Source organism: Paraburkholderia caribensis (assembly GCF_002902945.1).
In the GTDB taxonomy this organism is placed as follows: Bacteria; Pseudomonadota; Gammaproteobacteria; order Burkholderiales; family Burkholderiaceae; genus Paraburkholderia; species Paraburkholderia caribensis.
The window spans coordinates 785,991-812,112 of sequence record NZ_CP026101.1; the positions used below are offsets into that span (position 1 = coordinate 785,991).

At 61.6% G+C, this 26,122-nt stretch carries 18 protein-coding genes; 9 read left to right on the forward strand and 9 right to left on the reverse strand.

The window, feature by feature from the left end:
• Positions 1-37 precede the first annotated feature (37 nt).
• Both hemL and C2L66_RS03495 read right to left on the reverse strand, forming a co-directional pair.
• Positions 38-1,318, reverse strand: coding sequence for a glutamate-1-semialdehyde 2,1-aminomutase (hemL, locus tag C2L66_RS03490; protein WP_060602001.1), 1,281 nt, complete (start codon positions 1,316-1,318; stop codon positions 38-40).
• Positions 1,319-1,527: 209 nt separating this feature from the next.
• A complete protein-coding gene (locus C2L66_RS03495) occupies positions 1,528-2,169 on the reverse strand; it encodes a hypothetical protein (RefSeq protein ID WP_060601999.1) in 642 nt (213 codons plus the stop codon).
• Positions 2,170-2,358: 189 nt separating this feature from the next.
• On the opposite strand from C2L66_RS03495, the gene C2L66_RS03500 reads away from it, so the two are divergent.
• Positions 2,359-3,561, forward strand: a complete 1,203-nt coding sequence (locus tag C2L66_RS03500) for a Bcr/CflA family multidrug efflux MFS transporter (protein ID WP_054933968.1) — start codon at positions 2,359-2,361, stop codon at positions 3,559-3,561.
• A 964-nt stretch (positions 3,562-4,525) separates the two neighbouring features.
• Here the strand turns inward: C2L66_RS03500 and C2L66_RS03505 are convergent.
• The 3 genes from C2L66_RS03505 to zwf all read right to left on the reverse strand — a co-directional run bounded on the left by C2L66_RS03505 (position 4,526) and on the right by zwf (position 8,819).
• The gene (locus C2L66_RS03505; protein WP_060601996.1) at positions 4,526-6,442 is read right to left on the reverse strand and encodes a bifunctional transcriptional regulator/glucokinase; all 1,917 of its coding nucleotides are present in this window, start codon (positions 6,440-6,442) and stop codon (positions 4,526-4,528) included.
• Positions 6,420-7,127 (reverse strand): 6-phosphogluconolactonase, encoded by a 708-nt coding sequence (pgl, locus tag C2L66_RS03510; protein ID WP_060601993.1) that lies wholly within the window; start codon positions 7,125-7,127, stop codon positions 6,420-6,422. The genes C2L66_RS03505 and pgl overlap by 23 nt, the downstream gene beginning before the upstream one ends.
• A gap of 234 nt (positions 7,128-7,361) precedes the next feature.
• Positions 7,362-8,819, reverse strand: coding sequence for a glucose-6-phosphate dehydrogenase (gene zwf, locus C2L66_RS03515; RefSeq protein WP_060601991.1), 1,458 nt, complete (start codon positions 8,817-8,819; stop codon positions 7,362-7,364).
• 530 nt (positions 8,820-9,349) lie between these two features.
• Here zwf and C2L66_RS03520 point away from each other — a divergent pair.
• The 4 genes from C2L66_RS03520 (at position 9,350) to C2L66_RS03535 (ending at position 13,777) form a co-directional block, all read left to right on the forward strand.
• Positions 9,350-10,597 carry an ABC transporter substrate-binding protein gene (locus tag C2L66_RS03520; protein WP_054933973.1) on the forward strand — a complete coding sequence of 416 codons (1,248 nt, stop codon included), beginning with the start codon at positions 9,350-9,352 and terminating at the stop codon, positions 10,595-10,597.
• Between the two features lie 165 nt (positions 10,598-10,762).
• Positions 10,763-11,701 carry a carbohydrate ABC transporter permease gene (locus C2L66_RS03525; RefSeq protein WP_054933974.1) on the forward strand — a complete coding sequence of 313 codons (939 nt, stop codon included), beginning with the start codon at positions 10,763-10,765 and terminating at the stop codon, positions 11,699-11,701.
• Complete coding sequence (locus tag C2L66_RS03530; protein WP_176054276.1) at positions 11,691-12,548, forward strand: carbohydrate ABC transporter permease; 858 nt, start codon at positions 11,691-11,693, stop codon at positions 12,546-12,548. Before C2L66_RS03525 ends, C2L66_RS03530 begins: the two co-directional genes overlap by 11 nt.
• Positions 12,549-12,661: 113 nt before the next feature.
• The gene (locus C2L66_RS03535) at positions 12,662-13,777 is read left to right on the forward strand and encodes an ABC transporter ATP-binding protein (protein WP_054933976.1); all 1,116 of its coding nucleotides are present in this window, start codon (positions 12,662-12,664) and stop codon (positions 13,775-13,777) included.
• A 472-nt stretch (positions 13,778-14,249) separates the two neighbouring features.
• On the opposite strand, the gene C2L66_RS03540 is transcribed toward C2L66_RS03535, so the two are convergent.
• The 3 genes from C2L66_RS03540 to trxB form a co-directional block, all read right to left on the reverse strand.
• Complete coding sequence (locus tag C2L66_RS03540; protein WP_054933977.1) at positions 14,250-14,870, reverse strand: trimeric intracellular cation channel family protein; 621 nt, start codon at positions 14,868-14,870, stop codon at positions 14,250-14,252.
• Between the two features lie 15 nt (positions 14,871-14,885).
• Positions 14,886-15,701 carry a Smr/MutS family protein gene (locus tag C2L66_RS03545; protein ID WP_054933978.1) on the reverse strand — a complete coding sequence of 272 codons (816 nt, stop codon included), beginning with the start codon at positions 15,699-15,701 and terminating at the stop codon, positions 14,886-14,888.
• Between the two features lie 215 nt (positions 15,702-15,916).
• Complete coding sequence (gene trxB / locus C2L66_RS03550; protein WP_054933979.1) at positions 15,917-16,918, reverse strand: thioredoxin-disulfide reductase; 1,002 nt, start codon at positions 16,916-16,918, stop codon at positions 15,917-15,919.
• A gap of 476 nt (positions 16,919-17,394) precedes the next feature.
• Here trxB and C2L66_RS03555 point away from each other — a divergent pair, with 476 nt between their 5' ends.
• Both C2L66_RS03555 and lolA read left to right on the forward strand, forming a co-directional pair.
• Positions 17,395-19,710, forward strand: coding sequence for a DNA translocase FtsK (locus tag C2L66_RS03555; protein WP_054933980.1), 2,316 nt, complete (start codon positions 17,395-17,397; stop codon positions 19,708-19,710).
• A gap of 106 nt (positions 19,711-19,816) precedes the next feature.
• A complete protein-coding gene (gene lolA, locus C2L66_RS03560) occupies positions 19,817-20,512 on the forward strand; it encodes an outer membrane lipoprotein chaperone LolA (RefSeq protein WP_060601988.1) in 696 nt (231 codons plus the stop codon).
• A gap of 9 nt (positions 20,513-20,521) precedes the next feature.
• Here the strand turns inward: lolA and C2L66_RS03565 are convergent, their stop codons facing one another.
• Positions 20,522-21,436 (reverse strand): LysR family transcriptional regulator, encoded by a 915-nt coding sequence (locus C2L66_RS03565; RefSeq protein ID WP_054933982.1) that lies wholly within the window; start codon positions 21,434-21,436, stop codon positions 20,522-20,524.
• A 162-nt stretch (positions 21,437-21,598) separates the two neighbouring features.
• Here C2L66_RS03565 and speB point away from each other — a divergent pair, with 162 nt between their 5' ends.
• Positions 21,599-22,591 carry an agmatinase gene (gene speB / locus C2L66_RS03570; protein WP_054933983.1) on the forward strand — a complete coding sequence of 331 codons (993 nt, stop codon included), beginning with the start codon at positions 21,599-21,601 and terminating at the stop codon, positions 22,589-22,591.
• A gap of 292 nt (positions 22,592-22,883) precedes the next feature.
• On the forward strand, positions 22,884-26,111 hold the full coding sequence (locus tag C2L66_RS03575; protein ID WP_082670357.1) for a tetratricopeptide repeat protein: 3,228 nt from the start codon (positions 22,884-22,886) through the stop codon (positions 26,109-26,111).
• Positions 26,112-26,122: the final 11 nt, after the last annotated feature.

Consider the following 26,122-nt stretch of genomic DNA (forward strand, 5'->3'; position numbering starts at 1 on the left):
GCTTCGGGTTATCCGTTCAGTATTTCGTCGTAGTGGTTCAGGCGAGCGACTTGAATGCGCCGCGCGCGGCTTCGATGGTGGCGTCGACGATCGCGTCGTCATGCGCGCTCGACACAAAGCCTGCTTCATACGCCGACGGCGCGAAGTAGACGCCCGCATCCAGCATCTTGTGGAAGAACGTGTTGAAGCGCGGCACGTCGCAGCGCGAGATTTCCGCGAAGCTGCCCGGCACCGATTCCGAGAAATACAGGCCGAACATGCCGCCTACGGAATCCGCCGCGAACGGCACCTTGGCTTCGCGCGCGGCTTGCGTGAGACCTTGAACGAGGCGGGTGGTCTGGCGCGACAGCGCGTCGTAGAAGCCCGGCGCCTGGATCAGTTGCAGCGTCTTGAGGCCAGCAGCGACGGCGATGGGGTTGCCCGACAGCGTGCCCGCCTGATACACGCCGCCCAGCGGCGCGAGATGGGCCATGATGTCGCGCCGTCCGCCGAAGGCCGCCGCCGGCATGCCGCCGCCGATCACCTTGCCGAGGCAGGTGAGGTCCGGCGTGATGCCATACAGTTCTTGCGCGCCGCCCAGCGCGACGCGGAAACCGCACATGACTTCGTCGAAGATCAGCACTGCGCCGTATTCGGTGCACAGGCGCCGCAGCGCGCCGAGGAACTCCGGCGTCGCGCGCACGAGGTTCATGTTGCCCGCCACCGGCTCGACGATCACGGAAGCGATCTCGTTGCCGAATGCCTTGAACGCTTCTTCGAGCGCGGCGACGTTGTTGTATTCGAGCACGGTGGTGTGCTTCGCGATATCGACGGGCACGCCCGCCGAGGTCGGGTTGCCGAACGTCAGCAAGCCGGAGCCAGCCTTCACGAGCAGGCTGTCCGCGTGGCCGTGATAGCAGCCTTCGAACTTGACGATGCGGCTGCGGTTCGTGAAGCCACGCGCAAGGCGCAGCGCGCTCATGGTCGCTTCCGTGCCGCTCGACACCATCCGCACCTGTTCCATCGAAGGCACCAGCTTGCAGATTTCCTCGGCTATCTCGATCTCGGCTTCAGTCGGCGCGCCGAACGAGAAGCCGTTCACCAGCACGCGCTGCACGGCTTCCAGCACCTCGGGATGCACGTGGCCGACGATCATCGGTCCCCAGGAGCCGATGTAGTCGATATAGCGCTTGCCCTCGGCGTCCCAGAAGTACGCGCCTTGCGCGCGCTCGATGAAACGCGGCGTGCCGCCGACCGAACGGAAGGCGCGCACGGGCGAGTTGACGCCGCCCGGAATGGTTTTCTGGGCGCGGTCGAAGAGTTCTTGATTGCTGGACATGAGCGTTGGACCTGCTTGGGTTGGGCTCGCGCGTCGGGCGGCTATGACGGGCGCGAATGCGGTACAAGGGCGATATCGATGCGGTGCAAAGGCTTGCCGCGAAGCGCGCAGCATTCGCGCGAGCCTGGGAATGACCTCACGAAATTGTACCGGAGTCGTGTGCGGTCAGCCGCGAGCCGTGCCGTGCGGCGACGCGCCGGGTATTGCGCTCAGGTGTCGCCGGGGTCGCCGCCGCCATTGCCTTCGCCGTCGCCGGGCGTGCTATTGGGCCGTTTGGGCGAACTGAAGTACATCGCGACCCGCGCCGCGCGCTTGCCGGCAGCGGCTCTGTTCGCCGCGCTCCACGCGTGCGAGGCTTGCTCTTTGGTCGACGTGGCGGGCGCGTCCGCGTGCGGCGCGATTACGGGCCGCGCACGTTTGCCGGTGCGTTCGATCCAGAGTTTTTCGAGCGCGCCCTCGGCCATCGGCTTGATCGAGATGCCCGAGGTTTGGGCGTCCCACATCTGCACGGAGAACGGATGCTTGCGCAATTCGTCGCGTGCGATCACGACTTCATGATGTGCGTCGACCAGATAGTCGTAGACGAAATCGACGCACAGCCGGTAGCCGCGCTTTTTGGTCGCGTCGGGCACTTCGTACGGCGCGCGGGTCACGTAGCCCGACGCGAACACGCCCTTCGGCTCCAGCGTCACGCGATGGATGAACACGCGGTCGCCCGGCAGGATGCTGCGCGAGAAGCCGCAGCCCCAGACGTCGGTGACGGCTTCGCCGGCCGCGACGCGTCTGGCGACGTCCGGCAACTCGGGCCACGGCCACTTCTTCGGGCTCCAGATCAGCAGAAAGGCAGTCATCTGGGTCGGATGTCGGTATCGAAGGAACGGACGGCCAGCTTAACCGATCAGGCGAGGAAAGCCCGGCGTGGGCGGCGGGCGGGGCGATGGCGGGCGTCGGGTACAATCGGGGGCCGTATCCGCAGCGCGGCGCGGTCCGTTGGGCCGAGCATCGGCCGGTCATCGTGCGCTGCTTCTCAATGGAATTCCATGTCTCAGGACGTCAGATCCCGGCCGGATGCCCGGCTGATTCTGTTGCTCGGCGCGCTTGCCGCGTGCGGGCCGATTTCGATCGATATGTACCTGCCCAGCCTGCCGTCCATCACGCAGGCGTTCAGCGTCAGCGTGGGCGCCGCGCAGAGCACGCTGACCAGCTTCATGCTGGGCTTCTCGATCGGCATGTTGCTGTACGGTCCGATGTCCGATGCGTATGGGCGGCGTCCCGTGCTGCTCGGCGGCATCATCATGTACACGCTGGCTACAATTGCCTGCGCGATGTCGCTGTCAATTGGCGCGCTCATTACTTTCCGCTTCTTGCAGGCGCTCGGTGCGGGTGCGGCATCGGTGCTGGCGCGCGCGATTGCCCGCGATGCGCATGGACCGAGCGACGCGGCGCGCGTTTTGTCGATGCTCGCTATCGTCACGTCGATCGGGCCGTTGCTGGCGCCTTTGATTGGCGGGCAATTGTTGCTGCTTGGCGGCTGGCGTGTCGTCTTCGTCGCGCTGACGATTTTTGGCGCGGTCTGCGCCGTTACTGCGTTCTTGCGTGTTCCCGAGACGTGGCCTCGCGAGAAGCGCGCACATGGGGCGGTGCTGCAATCATTCGCCGCGTACGGCACGTTGCTGAAAGACCCCGTCACGTGGGGGCACATGCTGTGCGGCGGCATGGCGTTCGCGTCGATGTTCGCTTACATCACGGCTACGCCGTTTGTTTACATCGAATACTTTCATGTGTCCGCGCAGCATTACGGGTTTCTGTTCGGGCTGAACATCGTGGGCATCATGCTTGGGAATTTCATCAACACGCGGGTTGTCGGACGTACTGGGCCTTTGCCTGTTATTTCGGCGGCTGCGACCATCAGCTTCGTTGCGTCGCTGTTCGTCGCGCTGATGTGTCTGACAGGGTGGGGCGGATTGTGGTCGATCGTCGCCGGGTTGTTCTTTGTGGTCGGCGTGGTCGGTTTGCTGTCGGCTAATTGCACGACGGATCTCATGCATCGCTATCCGCGGAATGCCGGCGCGGCGGCGGCGGTGTTTGGCGCTATGCAGCTTGCACTCGGGGCTTTGTCCAGTTTTGCCGTTGGGCTTTGGCATGACGGGTCGCCGCAAGGGATGGGGGTTACGATTGCTGTCGCTGGGTCGTTGTGTTTTGTGGGGAGGGGGTTGGTTTTGAGGTGGCATTCGCGGCGTTGAGAGGTTTTCGCGGCGCGGGTTGGGTTGGTGTTCTGGCGCATCTGCTGTGTTTTGTGGTTTGCGCGTCGCCGTTCGGTGTGTCGGTCTTTGCTTTCGCTGGCATCCGCGTGACGTTATCTCGCTTCATGCGTCGCCCCTGTGCGGGGCGGCACCTACTTTTCTTTGCCGCCGCAAAGAAAAGTAGGCAAAAGAAAGCGGCTCACACCGCCAGCGCTTTTTCTTATCCACGGGCCCCCAACGTCCCCACACTTCACACGCCCGTGCCCTTGGTAGTGCCCGTTGCCAACGCTTCGAACAGATGCCTCACCCGCTTCAGGCACCCGTACCCGGGCAAGCGGCAGCGAATGGTATGTGCCGCCCAGGTGGCAAACCGTGTGTAGGTTGTAGCCCCTCACACGTTAGCGCTCTTATCAGAAACACCAATCCTGCTACCCGGTCCGGAGTGATGCGCGTATGGCGCGAAGGCCGACACACAGTTTGCCACCTGGGCGGCGGCAGACTTTCTGGAACGGCGTGCAGTGACGCGGGTATATGAGGCGGGTGAGACGTACAGAGAGAACGTTGGCAACGCACGCGAACCGGTGCGTTGCCATGTGAAGTGCGGGGACGTTGGGGGCCCGTGGGCAAACGTCAAGAATTGGCGGTGTGAGCCGCTTTCTTTTGCCTACTTTTCTTTGCGGCGGCAAAGAAAAGTAGGTGCCGCCCCGCACAGGGGCGACGCGTGAAGCACGCTAACGTAACGCGGATGCCAGCGCAAAAGGCAAAAAAACGAAGAACAACACGCGCCTCGGCACGACAAACCGCGCAATGCCCACGCTAAGGCCGAGCCAGCAAAAAAGCACCACTCGCGCCACGAGAACGCACCGCGAAATGCCTGCGCCAAAGCAAAAAGGTCCAACCGCCTACACCGCGAGAACCCCCAACAACGAACCCTCAGCGCCGCAGGCAAAAAAAACCAAAAACCTCAATCCCGCGGCGAAGCCGCCGCCCCATGACTCAGCCAGTCGAGCACAGCCGACGTATCCTCATCCGAGCCCTTGCGGGCCTTAGTCACAGCAGCACTGACCTCAGAAGCCGGCGCGGCGCGGCGAATCGCCACCCCAACCGCAAGAATATCGATCATCAACAGATGCAGAACGCGCGAAATCATCGACAGTTGCGACTCGCGAATCTCGATATGATCCGTCTCCAGCGCAACAGTCGCGCGCTTCGCCAGCGGCGTATTGCTCGAAGTAATCGCAATCACCTTGGCGCCCGCCTGCATGGCGACTTCCAGAACACGCAGCAGTTCCGGCGCACGTCCGGACTTCGACACAGCGACAATCACATCACCCTTACCGAGCAATGCAGCCGACGCCGCCTGCATATAAAGATCGCCGTAGGCAATAGTCGGAATGCCAAACCGGAAGAACTTATAGTGCGCATCCTGCGCGACGATATTCGAGTTGCCGAGCCCATAGAACTCGATGCGCCGCGCGCTGTTCAGCAGATCGATCGCCGCCTCGACGTGCTCGAAGTTCAGATGCTCGCGCAACTGCAAAATCGCCGACACCGTGTTGTCCAGCACCTTCGCGCCGAAGTCCGTCGCCGTATCGCCAAGATGAACCTGGCTGTGCGAGACGGGAATCGTACCCGTCAAACCCGTCGCCAGCTTCAGCTTGAAATCGGACAAGCCCTGGCAGCCCAGTGAACGGCAGAAGCGGATCACCGTCGGCTGGCTCACGTCGGCCTTGCGCGCGATATCGACGATCGGGTCGTTGATGATCGAACGCGGATGATTCAACGCGAGATCCGCGACGCGTCGCTCGGCGGGCGTCAGCGCATCGCGCATCTGGCGAATCCGTTCGAACACCGCTGACGAACTGCCACCCGCACGGTTCGACAACTGCTCCGCGAGAATCGCCGAAACACCGAGAAACGCCGGATACTCCGCCGTGATCACATAAGTCGGCACGTTCTTCAGATACGCCTCGAAGCGGCCCTTCGCCTCGAAGCGCTGGCGGAACGACGAGCGCGCGAACACTTCGCCCAGTCGCGGCACGACGCCGCCGCCGATATAGATGCCGCCCAGTGCGCCAAGCGTCACCGCAATATTGCCGGCGAAGGTGCCGAGAATGCCGCAGAACACATCGATCGTTTCGGCCGCGAGCGCGTCGCCATCAAGGCCTTTCTTCACGATCTCCGATACTTCGAGCGTCGCGGGCACGCGCTTCTTGTCGCGTTGAGCCAGCGCGCGATAAATCACTTCGATACCGGGGCCGGCCGCCACACGCTCGAACGATACATGCGGCCACTTCTTGCGCGCGTACTGCAGCACGAGGTCTTCCCGCTCGTCCATCGGCGCGAACGTTGCGTGGCCGCCTTCGCTGCCGAGCGCGATCCAGCGGTCATCAGCGGGAATCAAACCCGACACGCCCATGCCCGTGCCCGGCCCGAGCAAACCGATCACGCTGTTCTGACGACGCGCGCCGCCGCCCACCTGCACGCGCTGCGCATCGGTGAGACCCGGCAGTGCCATTGCCAAGGCCGTGAAGTCGTTGACGACCAGCAGCGTATCGAAGCCCAGCGCGCGGCGCGTTGCTTCGATCGAAAACGTCCAGTCGTGATTGGTCATGCTCACCTGATCGCCATCGACCGGGTTCGCAATCGCAATCGCCGCATGATTCACGCGTCCGATCTTGCTGTCCTTCAGATACTTCTTGATGACCTCTGCGACACCCGGATAGTCCGCGCAGGGATAGACCAGGACCTGCGTGATTTCGCCAGGACCCGTCTCAAGCGCGAAGCGCGCATTGGTGCCGCCGATGTCGGCAAGCAGCCTCGGTCCGTCGGCGTGCTGGCCCGCGCCGGGGACAGTCTTAGTTTGCACACCAGTAGACATCGAGTCTCACTCCCTTGTCGTTCGCCAACGTCGAGATGGCATTTTTTTGTTGGGCGGCTGCGGCGGCATTGAGCACGTCGAGCTTTTTCTGACCGGCGATCAACAGAAACAACCGGTCGATTTTCTTCAAGGCGGACATCGACCAGCTCACGCGCGCATGCGGCGCGGCGCCGGGATGCACGGCGACGAACGGCTCGGCCGTCGAGATTGCGTGATCCCATTCGGGCGCGTCCGCGAAAATCGATGCCGTGTGGCCGTCTTCGCCCATGCCGAGCACGGCGATATCGGGCAGCTGACGATCGCCGCTCGCGACTTCGCCGTTCAACGCGGCAACGCAGGCGTCGAGCGATTGCGTCGTATCCACGAGCGGAAGAAAGGCGGCCTCACGCGCGGCATGCTGCAACAGCGTCTCGCGCACGAGGCGGGCGTTGCTGGCGGCGTCGGTTTCAGGCACCCAGCGGTCGTCGACGAGCGTCACCGCAATGCGCTTCCAGTCGAACGGCTGCGCGGACAGGGTTTGCAGAAACGGACGCGGACTCGTGCCGCCGGACACGGCAAGCGTCGTCGCGCGGGCGCGGGTGGCGCTCGCACGGGCGGCGAGCGACGCATGTAACGCGTCGCCGACCGCCTTCGCCAGCGCGTCGGATTGGGCGCGCGGGTCGTCGAAAGCGTGAAGCTCGATCACTTCTCCTCCATGCTGCTTTCTTTGTTTGATCTGAATTGCTGCGGGGCGACGGCGGTTCCCGATAGAAGCCGGCGTCGACGTGTCCCGCTGCGGCCGCAAACGGTCCTTCGATCCAGGACCAGTGCGGCGATTCATGCTGTGTTCAACCGATACTTCCTACGGCGCGCTACGAACCGGACATCGATCATCGCAGGACAAAACAAAACGCGCCGCTCAAACGCCACTTACGCCGGTTCAATTCTCTTCTTCGAGCCAGCAGGTGCCGTGCTGCGCAAGCATCGCGCTCGCGGCGGCAGGCCCCCACGTGCCCGCCGCGTAAGGCTTCGGCTTGCCCGACGCGGCCCATTCGTTGAGGATCGGCTCGACCCACTTCCATGCCGCTTCCTGCTCGTCGCGACGCACGAAGAGGGCAAGGCGTCCGTTGATCACGTCGAGCAGCAGACGTTGATACGCCTCCATCTGGCCTTCCTTGAAGAACTGGTCGAAGGCGAGGTCGAGGTGGACGCTCGACAGGTTCATCCCTTCGCCCGGCTTCTTCGCGAGGCAATAGAGGCGAATGGTTTCGTTCGGTTGCAGGCGGATCACCAGACGGTTCGCGCCCGCGCGCAACGCCGACGCGCCGAGCGCAGAATGCGGCACCGCGCGGAAATTCACGACGATCTCCGCGACACGATCAGCGAGCCGCTTGCCCGTGCGCAGGAAGAACGGCACGCCCGCCCAGCGCCAGTTTTCGATCTCCACCTTCAGCGCGACAAACGTTTCCGTCGTGCTGTCCGGCTTTACGCCGGGTTCCGTCGCATACGCGGGCACGGACGTGCCGCGAATGACGCCCGCGTGATACTGGCCGCGCACGGCGACCTTGCTGATATCGCGCGGATCGATCGGCTTCAGTGCGCGCAGCACGCGCAGCTTTTCATCGCGGACGGAATCGGAATCCATCGAATGCGGCGGTTCCATCGCGACGATCGAAAGCAGTTGCAGCAAATGGTTCTGCACCATGTCGCGCAACGCGCCCGTATTGTCGTAGAAGTCGCCGCGCGCTTCGACGCCGAGTTCTTCAGCAATCGTGATCTGGATGCTCTCGACCCACTCGCGGCGCCACAACGGCTCGAACAGCGCATTGCCGAAGCGCAGCGCCAGCAGGTTCTGCACGGGCTCCTTGCCGAGATAGTGGTCGATACGGTAGATCTGCTCTTCGCTGAAGATCTCGCCGACGGCGTCGTTGATCGCATTCGACGAACGCAGATCGTAGCCAAGCGGTTTTTCCAGCACGATGCGCGCATTCTCGTTCAAGCCGACGGACGCCAGCGCATGGCAGATCGGCACGAACAGCGACGGGCCCGTGGCCAGATAAAACACGCGCGTACCGGAGTGATCTTGCAGCGCATCGCGCAGCTTGACGAAGTCTTCGGCGCGGCCGAGATCGAGCTTCACGTACTCGATGCGATCGACAAAGCTCGCCCACGCGTTTTCATCGACGCCGCTCTTCGCGACATGCGCCTTCACGTGTTCATTGACCCATTGCAGATAACTCGCACGGTCTTCCTCATGACGCGCAACGGCAACGATCTTGCCGCCCGCCGCGAGCATGCCTGCACGGTGCGCTTCATACAGAGCAGGGAGAATCTTGCGCATCGACAGATCGCCAGTTCCGCCGAAGAGAACGAAGGTGAAGCTAGAGTCGGTTTGCATGCGTCTCCGTGGGATATCCGATGGGCCTGTAAGGCGCCCGTAGTCCGATAAAATATTTTTTGACACTGAATTGTAGTTTAACTACAATCCAAATCAAGAGGTAACGTGAATTCGATGAAAAAAGCGTGCGGGGCTTGTGAACAAGCGCCTTTTCGCGGGTGCACGTAGCTTCCCTGCATGTTAATGGACAACGCGTTCCGGCATGCGCCAGAGTGCTCTCCGAGTGCGGCGCAGCATGGCGGAGACAGGCGTTTTCAGCGAATGACGTGCGCGGACCACCTCGAGTCTGCAACGCGCCGCAGTCAGAAGGCGGAGCAGGCAAAAATCAAAAGAGGAGACAGTTCTTGCATCGCAAATCACTCATCTCTTGAGCGTCACGCGGCCGAACCTCGGCACGCCGGCACAACCACATCACCATGTGCCTGCCCGACGCTCGACCGTCCATCGCATTGCCTGTTTGACCAACCATCACACCCTGGTGACATCAGGGGCCACTCGTTTTTAGTTCAGGTGTCTGGAGGAGATAAGCAATGAAATTCCGTGCGATCATGGGCGCCCTGTGCGCCGCAGGTCTGATGTGTGGCGTCGCCACGGCACAGGCGGCCGAATCGGTTGAAGTGCTGCACTGGTGGACCTCGGGCGGCGAATCGAAGGCTGTCGGCGTGCTGAAGGACGACCTGCAGAAGCAGGGTTACACGTGGAAGGACTTCGCGGTGGCAGGCGGTGCGGGCGCAGCGGCCATGACGGCACTGAAGACCCAGGTGATCTCGGGCAACGCGCCGAGCGCGGCTCAGATCAAGGGTCCGCTGATCCAGGACTGGGCATCGCAAGGCGTGCTCGTGAACATCGACTCCGTCGCGGGTGACTGGAAGAAGAACCTGCCGCCCGAAATCGACAAGATCATTCACGCAGACGGCCACTACGTCGCGGCGCCGTTCTCGGTGCACCGCGTCAACTGGCTGTACATCAACAAGGCAGCGCTCGACAAGGCGGGCGGCAAGGTGCCGACCACGTGGACCGAGTTCTTCGCTGTCGCCGACAAGATGAAGGCAGCCGGCATCCAGCCGATCGCGATGGGCGGCCAGCCGTGGCAAGACCTGACGCTGTGGGAAGACGTCGTGCTGTCGGAAGGCGCGGACTTCTACAAGAAGGCGCTCGTCGACCTCGACCAGAAGACGCTGACCTCGGACAAGATGGTCCAGGTGTTCGACACGGTCCGCAAGATCCAGGGTTACTTCGACAGCGGCCGCACGGGCCGCGACTGGAACCTGGCAACGGCAATGGTCATCAACGGCAAGGCCGGCATGCAGTTCATGGGCGACTGGGCGAAGGGCGAGTTCGCGAACGCGAACAAGAAGTCCGGTTCGGACTACATCTGCGCAGCCGTTCCGGGCACGGAGAAGTCGTACACGTTCAACGTCGACTCGTTCGTGTTCTTCCAGCAGAAGGGCCAAAAGGCAGCAACGCCGGGCCAGCTCGCGCTCGCGAAGACCATCATGAGCCCGGAATTCCAGGAACAGTTCAGCCTGTACAAGGGCTCGATCCCGGTTCGTCTGGGTGTGTCGATGGATAAATTCGACGACTGCGCGAAGAAGTCCTACGCTGATGAACAGACGGCTATCAAGTCGGGCGGCTACGTGCCGTCGCTGGCTCACGGCATGGCTCAGCCGGACGCAGCAGCAGGCGCAATCTCGGACGTCGTGACGAAGTTCATGAACTCGAATCAGGACTCCAAGACGGCCGTTGCTGCACTCGCGAAGGCTGCGAAGACCAAGTAAGGCAGTCGTAGCACAGTTGTAGCAGAACGCCCGGCGCGTATGGCCTTGAATGATCCATGCGCGCCGGACGACGATGGTGCGATGCATGGTGCAATGCATCACCGCGCCTCTGCCGTTCCGGTGTCTTCCCCTGATGCCTGACGGCACAGTTCCAGGAGTCAAGTTGTGACTGCTTCTATTAGCGGAAACGCAAAAGGCACGGCGTCAACAGCACGCGTGTCGCCGATGGCGGCATTGGCCGACCGCTGGATGCCGAAGCTGGTGTTGTCTCCCAGCATTGTTATCAGCCTGGTCTTTGTCTACGGTTTTATTCTCATCACGGGTTATCTGTCGCTGTCTACGTCGCGACTGATGCCGCGTTACGATTTCGCCGGTTTCGACCGGTACGTCGAACTGTTCGATAACGACGTCTGGTGGACGTCGGCGGCGAACCTTGGCTGGTTCGGTATTCCGTTTATCGCGATCTGCGTCGGTCTGGGTCTGTTCCTCGCGATCCTGCTTGATCAGAAGATTCGCAACGAAGGCGCATTGCGCGCGGTGTTCCTGTATCCGATGGCGCTGTCGTTCATCGTGACGGGCACGGCCTGGCAGTGGATTCTGAACCCCGATCTCGGCTTCCAGAAAGTGCTGAACGACTGGGGCTGGACGAGCTTCTCGTTCGGTTGGCTGGGCGACCCCGACAAGGCGATTTTCTGCGTCGTGATCGCGGCCGTGTGGCAATCCACAGGTTTTGTGATGGCGCTGTTCCTCGCCGGCTTGCGTGGTGTGGACAGCGAGATCTTCAAGGCTGCGCAGGTGGATGGCGCGACGCTGCCCACTATCTACCGCAAGATCGTGATTCCAAGCATGCGCCCCGTGTTCTTCTCGGTGCTGCTGATTCTCTGCCACATCACGATCAAGACCTTCGACCTCGTCGTCGCGTTGACGGCGGGCGGTCCGGGCACGTCGTCGTCGCTGCCCGCGATGTTCATGTACACGTTTTCGTTCAACCGTGGGCAACTCGGCGTCGGCGCTGCGTCGTCGATGATGATGCTCGCAACCGTCGTGGCCGTGCTCGTGCCGCTGATGTACCTTGAATCGAGGAGCACGCGCAATGCAGCCTAAGATGAACATCAGCCGCGTTGTCATCTATGCGGCGCTGATTCTGTTTGCGTTGTACTTCCTGTTCCCGCTGTACGTGATGCTGTCGACGTCGTTCAAGGATATCGACCAGCTGCGCAGCGGCAACCTGCTGACGCCGCCCACGCACTGGACCTTCGCGCCGTGGATCAAAGCGTGGAGCGAAGCCTGTACGGGCGTGCGTTGCGAAGGCATGCAGCCGTTCTTCTTCAATTCGGTGAAGATGGTGATTCCGGCCGTGCTGTTGTCGTCGATCATCGGCGCGTTCAACGGTTATGTGCTGACGCACTGGCGTTTCCGCGGCGCGGATGCGTTCTTCACGATGCTGCTGGTCGGCTGCTTCATTCCGTTCCAGGCGATCCTGCTGCCGATGGCGCGCGTGCAAGGCTACTTCGGCCTGTCGAACACGATTGGCGGGCTGGTGCTGGTGCACGTGGTCTACGGTATCGCGTTCACGACGATGTTCTTCCGCAACTTCTACGTGAGCGTGCCGGCGGAACTGGTGAAGGCGGCGCGTATCGACGGTGCGGGGTTCTTCATGATCTTCACGAAGATCATGATGCCGATCTCGCTGCCTATCTTCATGGTGTGCCTGATCTGGCAATTCACGCAGATCTGGAATGACTTCCTGTTCGGTATCGTGTTCTCCGGCGTCGATTCGATGCCGATCACCGTGGCGCTGAACAACCTCGTGAATACGTCGACGGGCGTGAAGGAATACAACGTCGACATGGCGGGCGCGATCATCGCGGCACTGCCGACGCTGCTCGTCTACGTGATCGCCGGCCGCTATTTCGTGCGCGGCCTGACGGCGGGCGCGGTGAAGGGTTAATTTTGTGTAGGCCGCTGCTTGCGCGTTGGCGTGGGCGGCGGTGCTCAACGGTATCCGGCTCGCGTCGCCAGCTAGCGACGCATCCGCAGTACAGAGACTAGAGGATTCACAGCATGGCAAGCCTTTCCATCCGTGACGTGTACAAGACCTACCCGAACGGGGTGCCTGTCCTGAAGGGTGTCAATATCGACATCGAAGACGGTCAGTTCCTGATTCTCGTCGGCGGCTCGGGCTGCGGTAAGTCGACGCTGCTCAACATGATCGCCGGTCTCGAGACCGTGACGAAGGGTGATATTCAGATCGGCGGCAAGACGGTGAACAACCTGTCGCCGAAAGATCGCGATATCGCGATGGTGTTTCAGTCGTACGCGCTGTATCCGTCGATGACGGTGCGCGAGAATATTTCTTTCGGGTTGAATATCCGGAAGGTCGCGAAGGGCGAGCAGGATCAGATTGTGGCTCGTGTTTCGAAGCTGTTGCAGATCGAGCATTTGCTGGATCGGAAGCCTGGGCAGTTGTCAGGCGGCCAGCGTCAGCGGGTGGCGATGGGGCGGGCTTTGGCTCGCGATCCGGCTATGTTCTTGTTCGATGAGCCGTTGTCGAACCTCGATGCCAAGCTGCGGATCGAGATGCGCTCGGAAATCAAGCTGCTGCATCAACGCCTGGGTACGACCATCGTTTATGTGACGCACGATCAGATCGAGGCTATGACCTTGGGCGATCGTATCGCCGTCATGAAGGATGGTGTTGTTCAGCAGTTTGGGGCGCCGCAAGAGATCTATGATTCGCCTTCGAATCTGTTTGTGGCTGGGTTTATCGGTGCGCCGCCGATGAACTTCATTCAAGGTAAGGTTGTCGAGCAAGGTTCGGGCGTTGGGCTTGAACTCGATACGGGTGTGAAGCGATCGGTGCTGAATCTGCCTTTCGATGGCGCTGTGAAGTCGCATATCGGGCAGGATGTGATTTTGGGTCTGCGCCCTGAACGCATTACCGATGCTCGCAATGCTCATAACGCTGACGACGCCAAGCTGCAAGCGATCGACGTTAAGGTCGATGTGATCGAGCCGACTGGACCGGATACGTTGGTGTTTGCGCAGGTGAATGGGAAGCGTATCGTTAGCCGCGTCCACCCGAGCGCAAATCCGCAACCGGATCAAGGCATGTCGCTGATGTTCGATGTTTCTAAGGCGGTTCTGTTTGATCCTAAGACTGAAGCGCGGATTGCTTAAAGTTAATTGTTGTAGTTGAGTTGTTTTGGGGAAGGCCCCGAGCGTTTAAGATGCGCTCGGGGCCTTCTGGTTTTTGGGGCTCTGGTTTAGCTTGTGCAGGTGAAATGGCGGTTGGCAGGCAGTCATATACTTTGGATTGCTACCTAAACAAAGGTGGCCGGGTTTGGAAGCCTGCTAGTCGCATCACTGCAAAGGCCCGCGCAAGCGGGTCCGAGCATTTGCCTCAGCACGTCTATGGGCGGGCCGTGGTAGGGGAGCCGCGAGGCTCGCCGGTGTGCGATTCCGGTCTTCCAACCTTGTCATGTGCCCGCTCACCCGTTTGGAAGCGAGTGTCGGGCGGTTCTCTTGTTAGCGGCGATTCTTCAAGAATATGTGGAGTCGCAATAACAGTGATTTCAGAAGACGGCATCGCATCGCGAGTGCCGTCATTCACTTGTGGTCCGTCGCGAAGACTCAAACTGTACGGTTTCTCTCAATGCGGCAACCGCACATCCAACTTAAACGTCACCAGCCGCGCCACAAGAATGAACCCCGTAGCAATCAAAACGCTGTAGACCGTATCAAAGTTGATGTAATCAAGCAGCAGATAAACCCAACACCCCACCAACGCACAAGTCGCATACGGCCTGGAATCCCGCAAGATCAACGGCACCTCATTACAAATCACATCCCGAATAATCCCGCCGAACACGCCGGTGGCGACGCCCATCATCGAAGCCACGAACCAGGGCATCTGTGCATCGAGCGCGAGCGAAGTCCCCGAAATACTAAACAGCCCAAGCCCCACCGCATCCGCGACCAGCAACACGCGCTCATTGAAAACCCGCGTATAAGCCTTCAGCACAAACGGCGCAAAAAACGAGAGAACAAAAATCAGAATCGCATACCACTGATGCTCGACCCAATAGAACGGCCTCCGATCGAGCAAAATATCTCTAACCGTCCCACCGCCAAAAGCCGTCGCCATCGCCACAAGAAAAGTCCCAACAGCATCGAGCCGTCTGGTACGAGCTTCGATGAACCCTGAGATTGCGTAGGCGAAAATAGCCAGCGCTTCCATGATGGCAAGCGCGAGAGTGAGACGAGGATGCATCGTTGAAAAGCCTTCTCAGACTTTGCTAGACGACGAAGAGGAAGACCCGGAACCAACCGACCCAGGCTGCAACAGCACAAGCACAGCACCCGCGCCCCCATCATGCGCACGCGCCTGAGAAAACGCGATCACTTCTTCCTTCTGCACGAGCCAAGCGCGCACCTTGCCCTTGAGCACGGGTTCTTTCCCAATCGACCCAAGCCCTTTCCCATGAATCACCCGCAAGCACCGCAACCCGCGCTTGCTCGATTCACGAATGAACTCGGACAGCGCCTCACGCGCTTCTTCGCGACGCATCCCATGCAGATCAAGCTGCGCCTGCACAATCCAGGCACCGCGCCGAAGCTTCTTAACGATTTCCTGGCTCACGCCCGGCCGACAATAAGAAAGCGACTCATCGGTGTCGAGCAAGACTTCAGGATCGAACTCATCGGAGATCGCCTCATGCAGCACGGCTTCTTCATCGAGTTTCGTCTGAACGGGGAGAGGCGCGGGCGGCGTACGAGGTACAGTCGCTCGCGGTTTCGCGCCGAGCGGCGCGACTTCGCCGATCTCACGCCGGAACATATCGGCATCGGCAGCCGCCTCACGCGATGCTTGCGCTGCCGCCGCCTTTTGACGTTGAGCGCGTTGAGAAGCGCCTTTCAAGGCGTCGCGCAGACCGCCAAGCCCAGCCAAGCCAGCACCAGACTCGACCAACGGCTTTTTCGATGAAGCCGAAGCCGAAGACGACCCAGCACCAGACAATGCCGACGAATCATCGTTAGCAGGAGTAGCCGCCGCAATACGCGGCCGTTTCGGTTCGCTCGGATGGGGCAGATTCTTAGGCATAGCGATCAGACGATGATTCGAAGCGGACAACGGACAATCACCCACGGCAACCCGTGTGAACACAAAACAAAAAGGGCCGCCGACATCCGCCGCGGCCCTTCCAACGTCAAAACAATCTCAACAACCGCGGCAAACAGGTGTTTGCCGCTATTCTACCGATCCGCGTCCGCCGTTCTGCTGAAACAACCCGGCAAACCCGGACGCGTCAACAACGATCAACGCTCGGCTTCAGCGCTCATCGCGCGTTCGCCGATCGACTCGTGGATGCTTTCCAGATAACGCTGCGCATCCAGCGCGGCCATACAACCCGTGCCTGCGCTCGTGATCGCCTGACGGTACACATGATCCTGCACGTCGCCTGCCGCGAACACGCCCGGCACGCTCGTGCCCGTTGCATTGCCCGTCAAGCCGCCGTTCGTGATGATGTAGCCGTTCTTCATCTCCAACTGGCCTTCGAAGATATCCGTATTCGGCTTGTGGCCGATCGCGACGAACAGACCTTGCAGTTCGATATCCGTGGTCGCGCCCGTCTTCACATCCTTGATGCGCAGACCGTTGACGCCGCCGTCATCGCCCTTCACTTCGTCGAGCGTGTGGTTCCACTTGATCTCGACGACGCCTTCCTTTTCCTTCTCCAGCAGACGGTCGATCAGGATCGGCTCGGCGCGGAACTTGTCGCGGCGGTGGATTACCGTGACCTTCTTCGCGATGCCCGCGAGGTACAGCGCTTCTTCTACCGCCGTATTGCCGCCGCCGACCACGGCGACGTGCTGCTGCTTGTAGAAGAAGCCGTCGCAGGTCGCGCATGCCGACACGCCGCGGCCCATGAACAGTTCTTCCGACGGCAGGCCGAGATATTGCGCCGACGCGCCCGTCGCGATGATCAGCGAATCGCACGTGTACTCGCCCGAATCGCCGATCAGGCGGATCGGCTTCTCATTGAGCTTGGCCGTGTGGATGTGGTCGAAGATGATTTCGGTGTTGAAGCGCTCGGCGTGTTCGAGGAAGCGCGCCATCAGTTCCGGACCTTGCACGCCGTTGGCGTCGGCGGGCCAGTTTTCGACGTCCGTCGTGGTCATCAGCTGGCCGCCTTGCGCGAGGCCCGTGACGAGCACGGGCGACAGGTTGGCGCGCGCCGCATAGACGGCCGCCGTGTAACCGGCAGGGCCGGAACCGAGAATCAGAACCTTCGCGTGTTTGGTCGGGGAAGCTGGCATGATCGAAATCCGTAAAAAGCGTCGGTCGGCGGCTGAAACACGGCTGCCATGACCGGCGGTACTGGCGTCGAGCCGGAAAACCTGCTTGACACGTTAGATGGGTATCAGCGCCGTATTATAAAGGGCGGGGCTGGCGGCTGCTTCATGAAGCTTTACGATCAAACCGATAGTCGACGCCGACCGCCTAACCCCTGTTTCAGCACCAAAACCGGCCCAAAACGCCCGCGTTTTGCCCCAAAACGTATGGGAATTACGACATTCCTGGCCGTTCGGCCAACGTTACTGTCATTTACAGCCTTGCGCGCAACAGTGCGTTTACAATAGTCGCCGACGAACGACAGGCGGCTTGCCGGCAGGATTCGGCTCAACGCGTCGGCACCGGGATCGGTCCCGACGGTGAATTGAAGGGCAACGGGAACCGGCCCCGAGAGGACCGGCACCTGAAACCGCTGCAGGCCGCACACGCAACAGGCTCAATGGCAAAAGCTCCCTATTCCGCGAACGCGCAGGCATTGCCTCATCGCATGTCGCGCCTTTTCACCGAAATCCGCTGGATTCTTCAGGTGGCGCTCGGCGTTTTCCTCGTGATGGCGCTGATCAGCTACAGCCGCCGCGACCCAAGCTGGACACACGCAGCGCAGGTCGATCACATCTCGAACTGGGCCGGCCGCGTCGGCGCCTGGACCTCCGACATCTTCCTTCTGCTTTTCGGCCTGTCCGCCTGGTGGTGGATCGTGCTGATCGCGCGCCGCATTTCGGCGAATTACAAGCGCATCACGCGTCACGAAGAACCCGACGAAGACGCGCCGCGCGACCACAGCTGGCTCGCAGACGTGTTCGCGTTCGTACTGGTGCTGCTCGCCTGCGACGGCATCGAGGCGCTGCGCATGTGGTCGCTGAAAGTGCAGTTGCCGCGCGCGCCGGGCGGCGTGGTCGGCGAGGCGGTCGCGAAGGGTGTCTCGCATGCGCTCGGCTTCACGGGCGGCACGCTGGCGCTGCTGATCGCGCTGGGCATTGGCTTGTCGCTGTACTTCCGCTTCTCGTGGTTGTCGGTGTGCGAGCGGGTTGGCGATTCGATCATCAACGGTGTCACGCTGGCCAAGCTGCGCCGTGAAGCGGGCCGCGACCGCAAGCTCGGCGAAGCGGCTGCCGTGAAGCGCGAAGGCAAGGTCGTGCAGAGCCGCGTGAAGATCGAAGAACACGAGCCCGTCGTGATCGTGCCGCCCGTGACGAAACCGGAGAAGTCCGAGCGCGTCGAGAAAGAACGCCAGGTGCCGCTCTTCGACAGCTTGCCCGGCGATTCCACGCTGCCGGCCATTTCGCTGCTCGATCCCGCGCCCGCGTCGCAAGAAACCATTTCCGCCGATACGCTCGAATTCACCTCGCGCCTCATTGAGAAGAAGCTGAAGGATTTCGGCGTCGATGTGAGCGTGGTTGCGGCTTATCCCGGTCCTGTGGTCACGCGTTACGAAATCGAACCGGCTATCGGCGTGAAGGGCAGCCAGATCGTGAACCTCGCGAAGGACCTGGCGCGCTCGCTGTCGCTAACGTCGATTCGTGTGGTCGAAACGATTCCGGGCAAGAATTTCATGGCGCTCGAACTGCCGAACCAGCGTCGTCAGACCGTGCGGCTGTCTGAGATTCTCGGCTCGGCCGTCTACGCCGACGCCGGCTCGCCGCTGACGATGGGTCTCGGCAAGGACATCGGCGGCAAGCCGGTGTGCGCGGACCTCGCGAAGATGCCGCACTTGCTGGTTGCGGGTACGACGGGTTCGGGCAAATCGGTCGGTATCAACGCGATGATTCTCTCGCTCTTGTATAAGGCGAGCGCGGATCAGGTGCGAATGATCCTGATCGATCCGAAGATGCTCGAAATGAGCGTCTACGAGGGCATTCCGCATCTGCTGTGTCCTGTCGTCACGGACATGCGTCAGGCCGGTCACGCGCTGAACTGGACCGTCGCCGAAATGGAACGACGCTACAAGCTGATGAGCAAGCTCGGCGTGCGAAACCTCGCGGGCTTCAACAACAAGATCGACGAAGCCACGAAGCGCGAGGAGAAGATTCCGAATCCGTTCAGCCTGACACCGGACGAACCGGAACCGCTGTCGCGTCTGCCGCATATCGTCGTCGTGATCGACGAACTGGCTGACCTGATGATGGTGGTCGGCAAGAAGGTTGAAGAACTGATCGCACGTATCGCCCAGAAGGCGCGCGCGGCGGGCATCCACCTGATTCTCGCGACACAGCGTCCGTCCGTCGACGTCATCACCGGCCTCATCAAGGCCAACGTGCCCACACGGATGGCGTTCCAGGTGTCGTCGAAGATCGACTCGCGCACGATTCTCGATCAACAGGGCGCGGAATCGCTGCTCGGCATGGGCGACATGCTGTATCTGCCGCCGGGCTCGGGTCTGCCCGTTCGCGTGCATGGCGCGTTCGTGTCCGACGACGAAGTGCATCGCGTCGTCGAGAAACTCAAGGAACAGGGCGAGCCGAACTATATCGAAGGGCTGCTCGAAGGCGGCGTGTCGGGCGAAGGCGACGAAGGCTCGGCCGACGCGTCGGGAACCGGCGCGGGTGGCGGCGAGTCCGACCCTCTGTACGATCAGGCGGTCGAAATCGTCGTCAAGAACCGCCGCGCGTCGATCTCGCTCGTGCAGCGGCATCTGCGCATCGGCTACAACCGCGCCGCGCGTCTGCTCGAACAGATGGAGCAGTCGGGGCTGGTGTCGGCGATGTCGTCGAACGGCAACCGCGAAATTCTGGTGCCGGCGCGCGAGACGGATTGATATCCGGCGCTCCATTCATGCGACTGGTGACGGACAGCGGCACGCGTCGAGCGCTGCCGCTGCTCTGATTCACACACGCTTCGGTCTGGTTAAGGGAGAAAACAATATGCTGCAAATCGTTGGGTCTAAGACCCGTCTTGGCAATCTGATGCGCACGCTGGCTTTCGGCGCGTCGATGCTCGTCGCGTCGCATGCATTCGCAGGCGGTACGGACCAACTTAAGCAGTTCGTGTCGCAAGTCCATTCGGCGCGCGGCGAATTCGTGCAAACGGAAGTGCGGGCGCCGAGCAACGCGCAGCAGCAGGCGAGCGGCGTGCTGTCGACGCAGAGCGCGTCGCAGAACAAGGTGTCGAGTGGCACGTTCACGTTCGCGCGTCCGGGCAAATTCATCTGGGCGTATGAGAAACCGTACGCGCAACTGCTGCAGGCCGACGGCGACAAGCTCTACGTCTACGACAAAGACCTGAACCAGGTGACCGTGCGCAAGCTGGGCGGCGCGCTCGGCGCGAGTCCGGCGGCGATCCTGTTCGGCAGCAACGATCTCGACAAGAACTTCAACCTGAAGGACGCGGGCGTGAAGGCGGGCATCGACTGGCTCGAACTGATTCCGAAGTCGAAGGACACGCAATTCCAGCGCGTCGGCATCGGCTTTCGTGACGGCAACCTCGAAGCAATGGAGTTACACGACGTGTTCGGCAACGTGACGCTGCTGAAATTCTCGAACATCCAGAAGAACCCGCCGCTACCCGCCGACGCATTCAAGTTCACGGTGCCGAAGGGCGCCGACGTAATCAACGGCTAAGCGTCTCGTTCACGCTTGAAGGCCGGGCGACGGATGCGCGGCCTTCATATCGTCGATAAACGCATCGACGATTTCCGTCCGGTGCTGCCGCATGCGCGTGACCATGTGAAACGCGACGCGGTAGCCCATCTGCTGCGGGTTCAGCGCGGCGAGCAAACCTTCCTTCACATACGGCGCGGCGAAATGCCCCGGCAGATAGCCGAGGTGATGTCCCGACAGCACGAGCATCGCGACGGCTTCCATGTTGTCGGCAACGGCGGTGACGTTGTGCGGCGTCGTCGACGCTTCGGCTTCGGGCAGCGGATAACTGCGCCACGCCCATTCATGCTGCGCGGCGTCGGCGGGGGAAACATTGCCCGCCTGGGAGAAAAGCGGATGCCCCTTCGCGCAATACGCAAGCTGCTCCTCGGAAAAAATCTCCGTGTATTCAAGCGACGGCACGCGATGCCAGAAGTATCCGATGCCGATCTGAATCCGTCCGCTCAGCAGCAATTCTTCGAGTTCGCCCGGCGAGCGCACGAGGATTGAGAAACGCACAGATTCGTCCCGGGCGCGAAAGCGGGCGATTGCATCGCTGATTCGCGCGCTTTCCGACACCGGCGTGTGTCCAATCATCCCGATTCCGAGTGTTCCGACCAGCTTTCGTCCGACGTTTCGCGCCTGCGCGCCGAACGCATCGACGGCGGAAAGCAGCGCGCGCGCCGCTTCGACAAACTGTTCGCCTCGCGCGGTCAGGCTAAATCCGCTGCGCCCGCGCTCGCACAGCCGGTAACCCAGGCGGGTTTCGAGCGTCGATAGTTGGGTGCTGATCGTAGATTGACCTACATTCAAGGTAGCCTGCGCGGGCGAAACCCCGCCCGCGTCCACGATGGCGAGGAATACGCGGATCAGGCGAAGGTCTAGATCGGTGAGTTGCGAGAACATACGGCAGAATACATCGGTGCGAATCGATGTGAAGTTTTTTCTGTTGGCATTTTATCTTCGCCGGAACTGCACAAAAATAAGAAATGCCCCGGCCTCGCGCGCCTTGCGGCGGCTGGATCCAACGCTTTTATAAGACACTGTGCCTTTCATTGGCGAACCACGATGAATACTTCTTCGAATTTCGTTTCCCCGGACCTCACTGAGCGGCCGCAGCCTCTGTCGGGCAACGCGATGCCGCGCTCGGGCGGGATCGCCACCATGATGCGGCTGCCCAATGTCGGGTCGGCGGAAGGGCTCGACGTGTGTTTCGTCGGCGTGCCGTTCGATCTGGGGACGTCGAACCGCACGGGCGCGCGCTTCGGCCCGCGTCAGATTCGCGCGGAATCGGTGCTGCTGCGCCCGTACAACATGGCGACGCGCGCCGCGCCGTTCGACTCGTTGCGCGTGGCCGATATCGGAGACGTTGCGATCAATCCGTATAACCTGCTGGATTCGATCGGCCGGATTGAGCGCGCTTACGACGAAATCCTGCAACACGGCGCGAAGCCGATCACGCTGGGCGGCGATCACACGATCGCGCTGCCGATCCTGCGCGCCATTCATCGCAAGTACGGCAAGGTCGGTCTGATTCACGTCGACGCGCACGCGGACGTCAACGACACGATGATGGGCGAAAAGATCGCGCACGGCACGCCGTTCCGCCGTGCGGTCGAAGAGGGCCTGCTGGATTGCGACCGGGTCGTGCAGATCGGTCTGCGCGGCACGGGTTACGCGGCGGAGGACTTCGACTGGTGCCGCGATCAAGGCTTCCAGGTCGTGCAGGCCGAGGCGTGCTGGAATCAATCGCTGGTGCCGCTGATGTCGCGCGTGCGCGAGCAGATGGGCGACGGCCCCGTCTACATCACGTTCGATATCGACGGTATCGATCCCGCTTTCGCACCGGGCACGGGCACGCCGGAGATCGCGGGTCTGACGGTGCCGCAGGCGCTCGAAATCATTCGCGGCGCGCGCGGCCTGAATATCGTCGGCTGCGATCTGGTGGAAGTCGCGCCGCCGTACGATCCGTTCGGCACCACGGCGCTGCTTGGCGCGAATCTCGCGTTTGAACTGCTGTGTGTGCTGCCGGGCGTCGAATACCGGCCGGCTACGCGGTAAGTCATCCCGCTTTCAGGCGCCTGCATGGCGCCGCATGCAGCAGCAGGAGGGTTCGCGGCATCGCACAAGACAACGCCCATAACGTCCGTTATGGGCGTTGTGCTTTCTGATCGCCGCGCGCCGCAATTCGGCGATCCGCCAGCATTTTTAAGACTAGTGAGCTAGAGACTGACTGCCCGCAACGGTACGCTGCAAGGGGTTCCGGCGCGCTTTCCACCGAAATTCTTGGATAAATCGTAAAGACGCGCCCCCCGAGTGCTTTATCTCAATACGTCTCTCGCAGGGTCAAGTCATGTACGGCGATTTTCAGAATTCCGAGGCCGCAGTCGATCACTTTTCAGCCGCGGTCTCGCTGTACGGCAAGGCCAGGTTCAACGAAGCGTTGGCTGTGCTCGAACCGCTGTTGACGATGCAACCCGCTGACCCGCAGTTTCTCAACCTGGCCGCCGCATGCTGCTTGTCGCTGGATCGTCTGGGCGATGCGCAGACGTATTGGCGTCGCGCGATCGCCGTCAAGCCGGATTACTGCGATGCACACAACAACCTGGGCGTCGCGCTCAAGGAACTAGGTCGTCTGGACGAAGCCGAGGCGTGCTTTCGCAACGCGCTGGCCATCTCTCCGAAGCACGCGGGTGCTTATGTGAACCTCGGGCGGCTCTATGCAGAACTCGGCCGTCCGCACGAGTCAGAATCCGCTTATCTGCATGCGCTCGAACTTCAGCCTGGCAACGGCGATGCTTATGTGAATCTTGGCGTGCTGTACCAGGATCAGATGCGCGTTACCGAAGCAGAGGCTGCGTATAAACGCGCGCTGGCTGCCAATCGGAACGACGTCAGCGCGCACTTCAACCTGGGCGTCGTGCTCAAGATGCAGCATCGCTTCGTCGAAGCAGAGGCCTCATACCGTCGAGCGCTCGCGCTTCAGCCTGATTACTACGAGGTGAAGATCAACCTCGCGCATCTGCTGCTCAACGTGGGGCGTCTGGAAGAAGGGTGGGCGCTGTTCGAAACGCGTTACGATCCCGCGTGGCCGCAGCGCAAGATTGCTCCGCCGCCCGTCGAATTTCCGATCTGGCAAGGCGAGCCGCTCGCTGGCAAGTCGTTGCTCGTGTGGCCCGAGCAGGGACACGGCGACAGCCTCCAGTTCTGCCGCTATCTGCCGATGCTCAAGGCGCGCGGGCTCGCCGAGCTGAGCATCGCGTGTTCGCCCGCGTTGCAGAGTCTGTTCGAGACGATCGAAGGTGTGGACGCGTGCATTCCGCTGGACGATGAGCATGACATTCCGTCACACGATTTTGTGTGTCTGATGATGAGCCTGCCGCATCGTCTGGGCACGACGCTCGCGACCATTCCGGGCGCGACGCCTTACCTGCGGGTGCCGCCGGCGCGTGCGGCGAGATGGCAGGGGCATGTGCCCGGCGGCGACGTCAAGGTAGGGCTCGTATGGGCCGGCGATCCGCGCCCCGATCAACCGGCAATCAACGCGGTCGACCGCCGCCGTTCTCTCGATGCCCGCGCGTATCTGCCCTTGCTGCGCGTGCCGGGCATTACGTTCATCAGCCTGCAAAAGGGCAGGACGACGCAACCGCAAATCGACGCGCTGCCGCCGGAACTCCGCCCGTTCGATCCGATGTGCGCCGTGCAAGACTTCGCCGACACGGCGGCGCTGATCGAGCAACTGGACCTCGTGATTACCGTCGACACATCGATCGCGCATCTGGCGGGCGCGCTGAACAAGCCGACGTGGATTCTGTCGCGCTACGACGGTTGCTGGCGCTGGTTGCATGAGCGTGACGACACGCCTTGGTATCCGAACGCGCGGCTGTTTCGTCAGACGCGTCCTGGTCAATGGGACGATGTGATTGAACGCGTCGCGCAGCAACTCAGACTCTTTGCAGAGCAGTCTGCAGCCGCAAGCACGACGACGTCGGACGAACGGTTTCTGGCAGCCGTCGACTGCTATGAAAACAAACGCTTCGAAGCGGGCCTCGCGCTGCTGAAACCGTCGATCGAATCGTATCGACCCGACGCGCGCATGATGAATCTCGCTGCCGGATGCTCGCTTGAACTCGGCCGCGCATCCGACGCAGAGGCTTATCTGCGTCGCACGATTCAGATAGATCCGACGCATTCCGATGCGTACAACAACCTCGGCGTCGTGCTGCGCCAGCTCGGTCGTCCCGGCGAAGCGGAACAGGCGCACAAACAAGCCATCGAGACGGACCCTGAGCACGCGGGCGCGTATATCAATCTCGCCCGGTTGCTGGAGTCGCTGGGGCGCGTGGACGAAGCGGAAGCTGCCTATCGACGCGGCCTCGATCTCAATCCGGACCACGCCGAGACGCACAACAATCTTGGCGCGATGCTCCAGGCTCAGGGCCGCCTGCCGGAAGCCGGGATGTGCTACCGGCGCTCGCTTGCCATCAAGCCTGATCTTCCTAACGCATGCTTCAACCTGGGTATCGTGCTTCAGACGCAAAAGCAGTATCGCGAGGCCGAAGGGCTTTATCGCCAAGCGCTTCAGTGCAAGCCCGAGATGCTCGAAGCCAGGTTGAACCTCGCGCATCTGTTGCTCGCGACGGGGCAATTCGTCGAAGGCTGGCAACTTTTCGAATGCCGTTACGACGACGCATGGAAAGCCGACTTCGTCAGGCGCCCGGCGCTACCGTTCGTGCAATGGCAAGGCGAAGCGCTCGAAGGGAAATCCATTGTCGTGTGGCCAGAGCAGGGTTACGGCGACACGCTCCAGTTTTGCCGCTATTTCCCGATGCTCAAGCGCCTCGGCGCCACGAAAGTGACCGTCGCGTGCCAGCCGGGGATGCGGCGCCTGATCGAACGGATGCCGGGCGTGGATGCATGCATTCCGAACGATCCGCACGTCACGCCGCCTCATGATTACTGGTGTCTGACGATGAGCCTGCCGCATCGGATGGGCACGACGCTCGATAGCATTCCGGCGTCGCTGCCGTATCTGAGCGTGCCGCCGAATTGCCGGTCGCGCTGGGAAGGACGGTTGCCGGAAGGTCCGAAAGTCGGCCTCGTATGGGCCGGCGATCCGCGTCCACACCAGCCTTCCGCCAGCGAAGTCGACGCTCGCCGTTCGCTCGATGCCCGCGCCTATCTGCCATTGCTGCGCGTGCCAGGCATCACGTTCGTGAGCCTGCAAAAAGGCAAGACCACGCAGCCGCAAATCGACACGCTGCCGCCTGAACTGCGTCCGCTCGATCCGATGCACGACGTGCAGGATTTCGCCGACACGGCGGCGATCATCGAGCAACTGGACCTCGTGATTACCGTCGACACATCGATCGCGCATCTGGCGGGCGCGCTGAACAGGCCGACCTGGATTCTGTCGCGCTACGACGGTTGCTGGCGCTGGCTGCACGATCGCGACGATACGCCGTGGTATCCCCGTACGCGACTGTTCCGTCAGACGCAGCCAGGCAATTGGGAAGAAGTGATAGAGCGCGTGAGAATTGCGCTCGGGCAATGGCCGGCGCGCGAACGCACGCCGGCCTGAAGCAGCGAGGC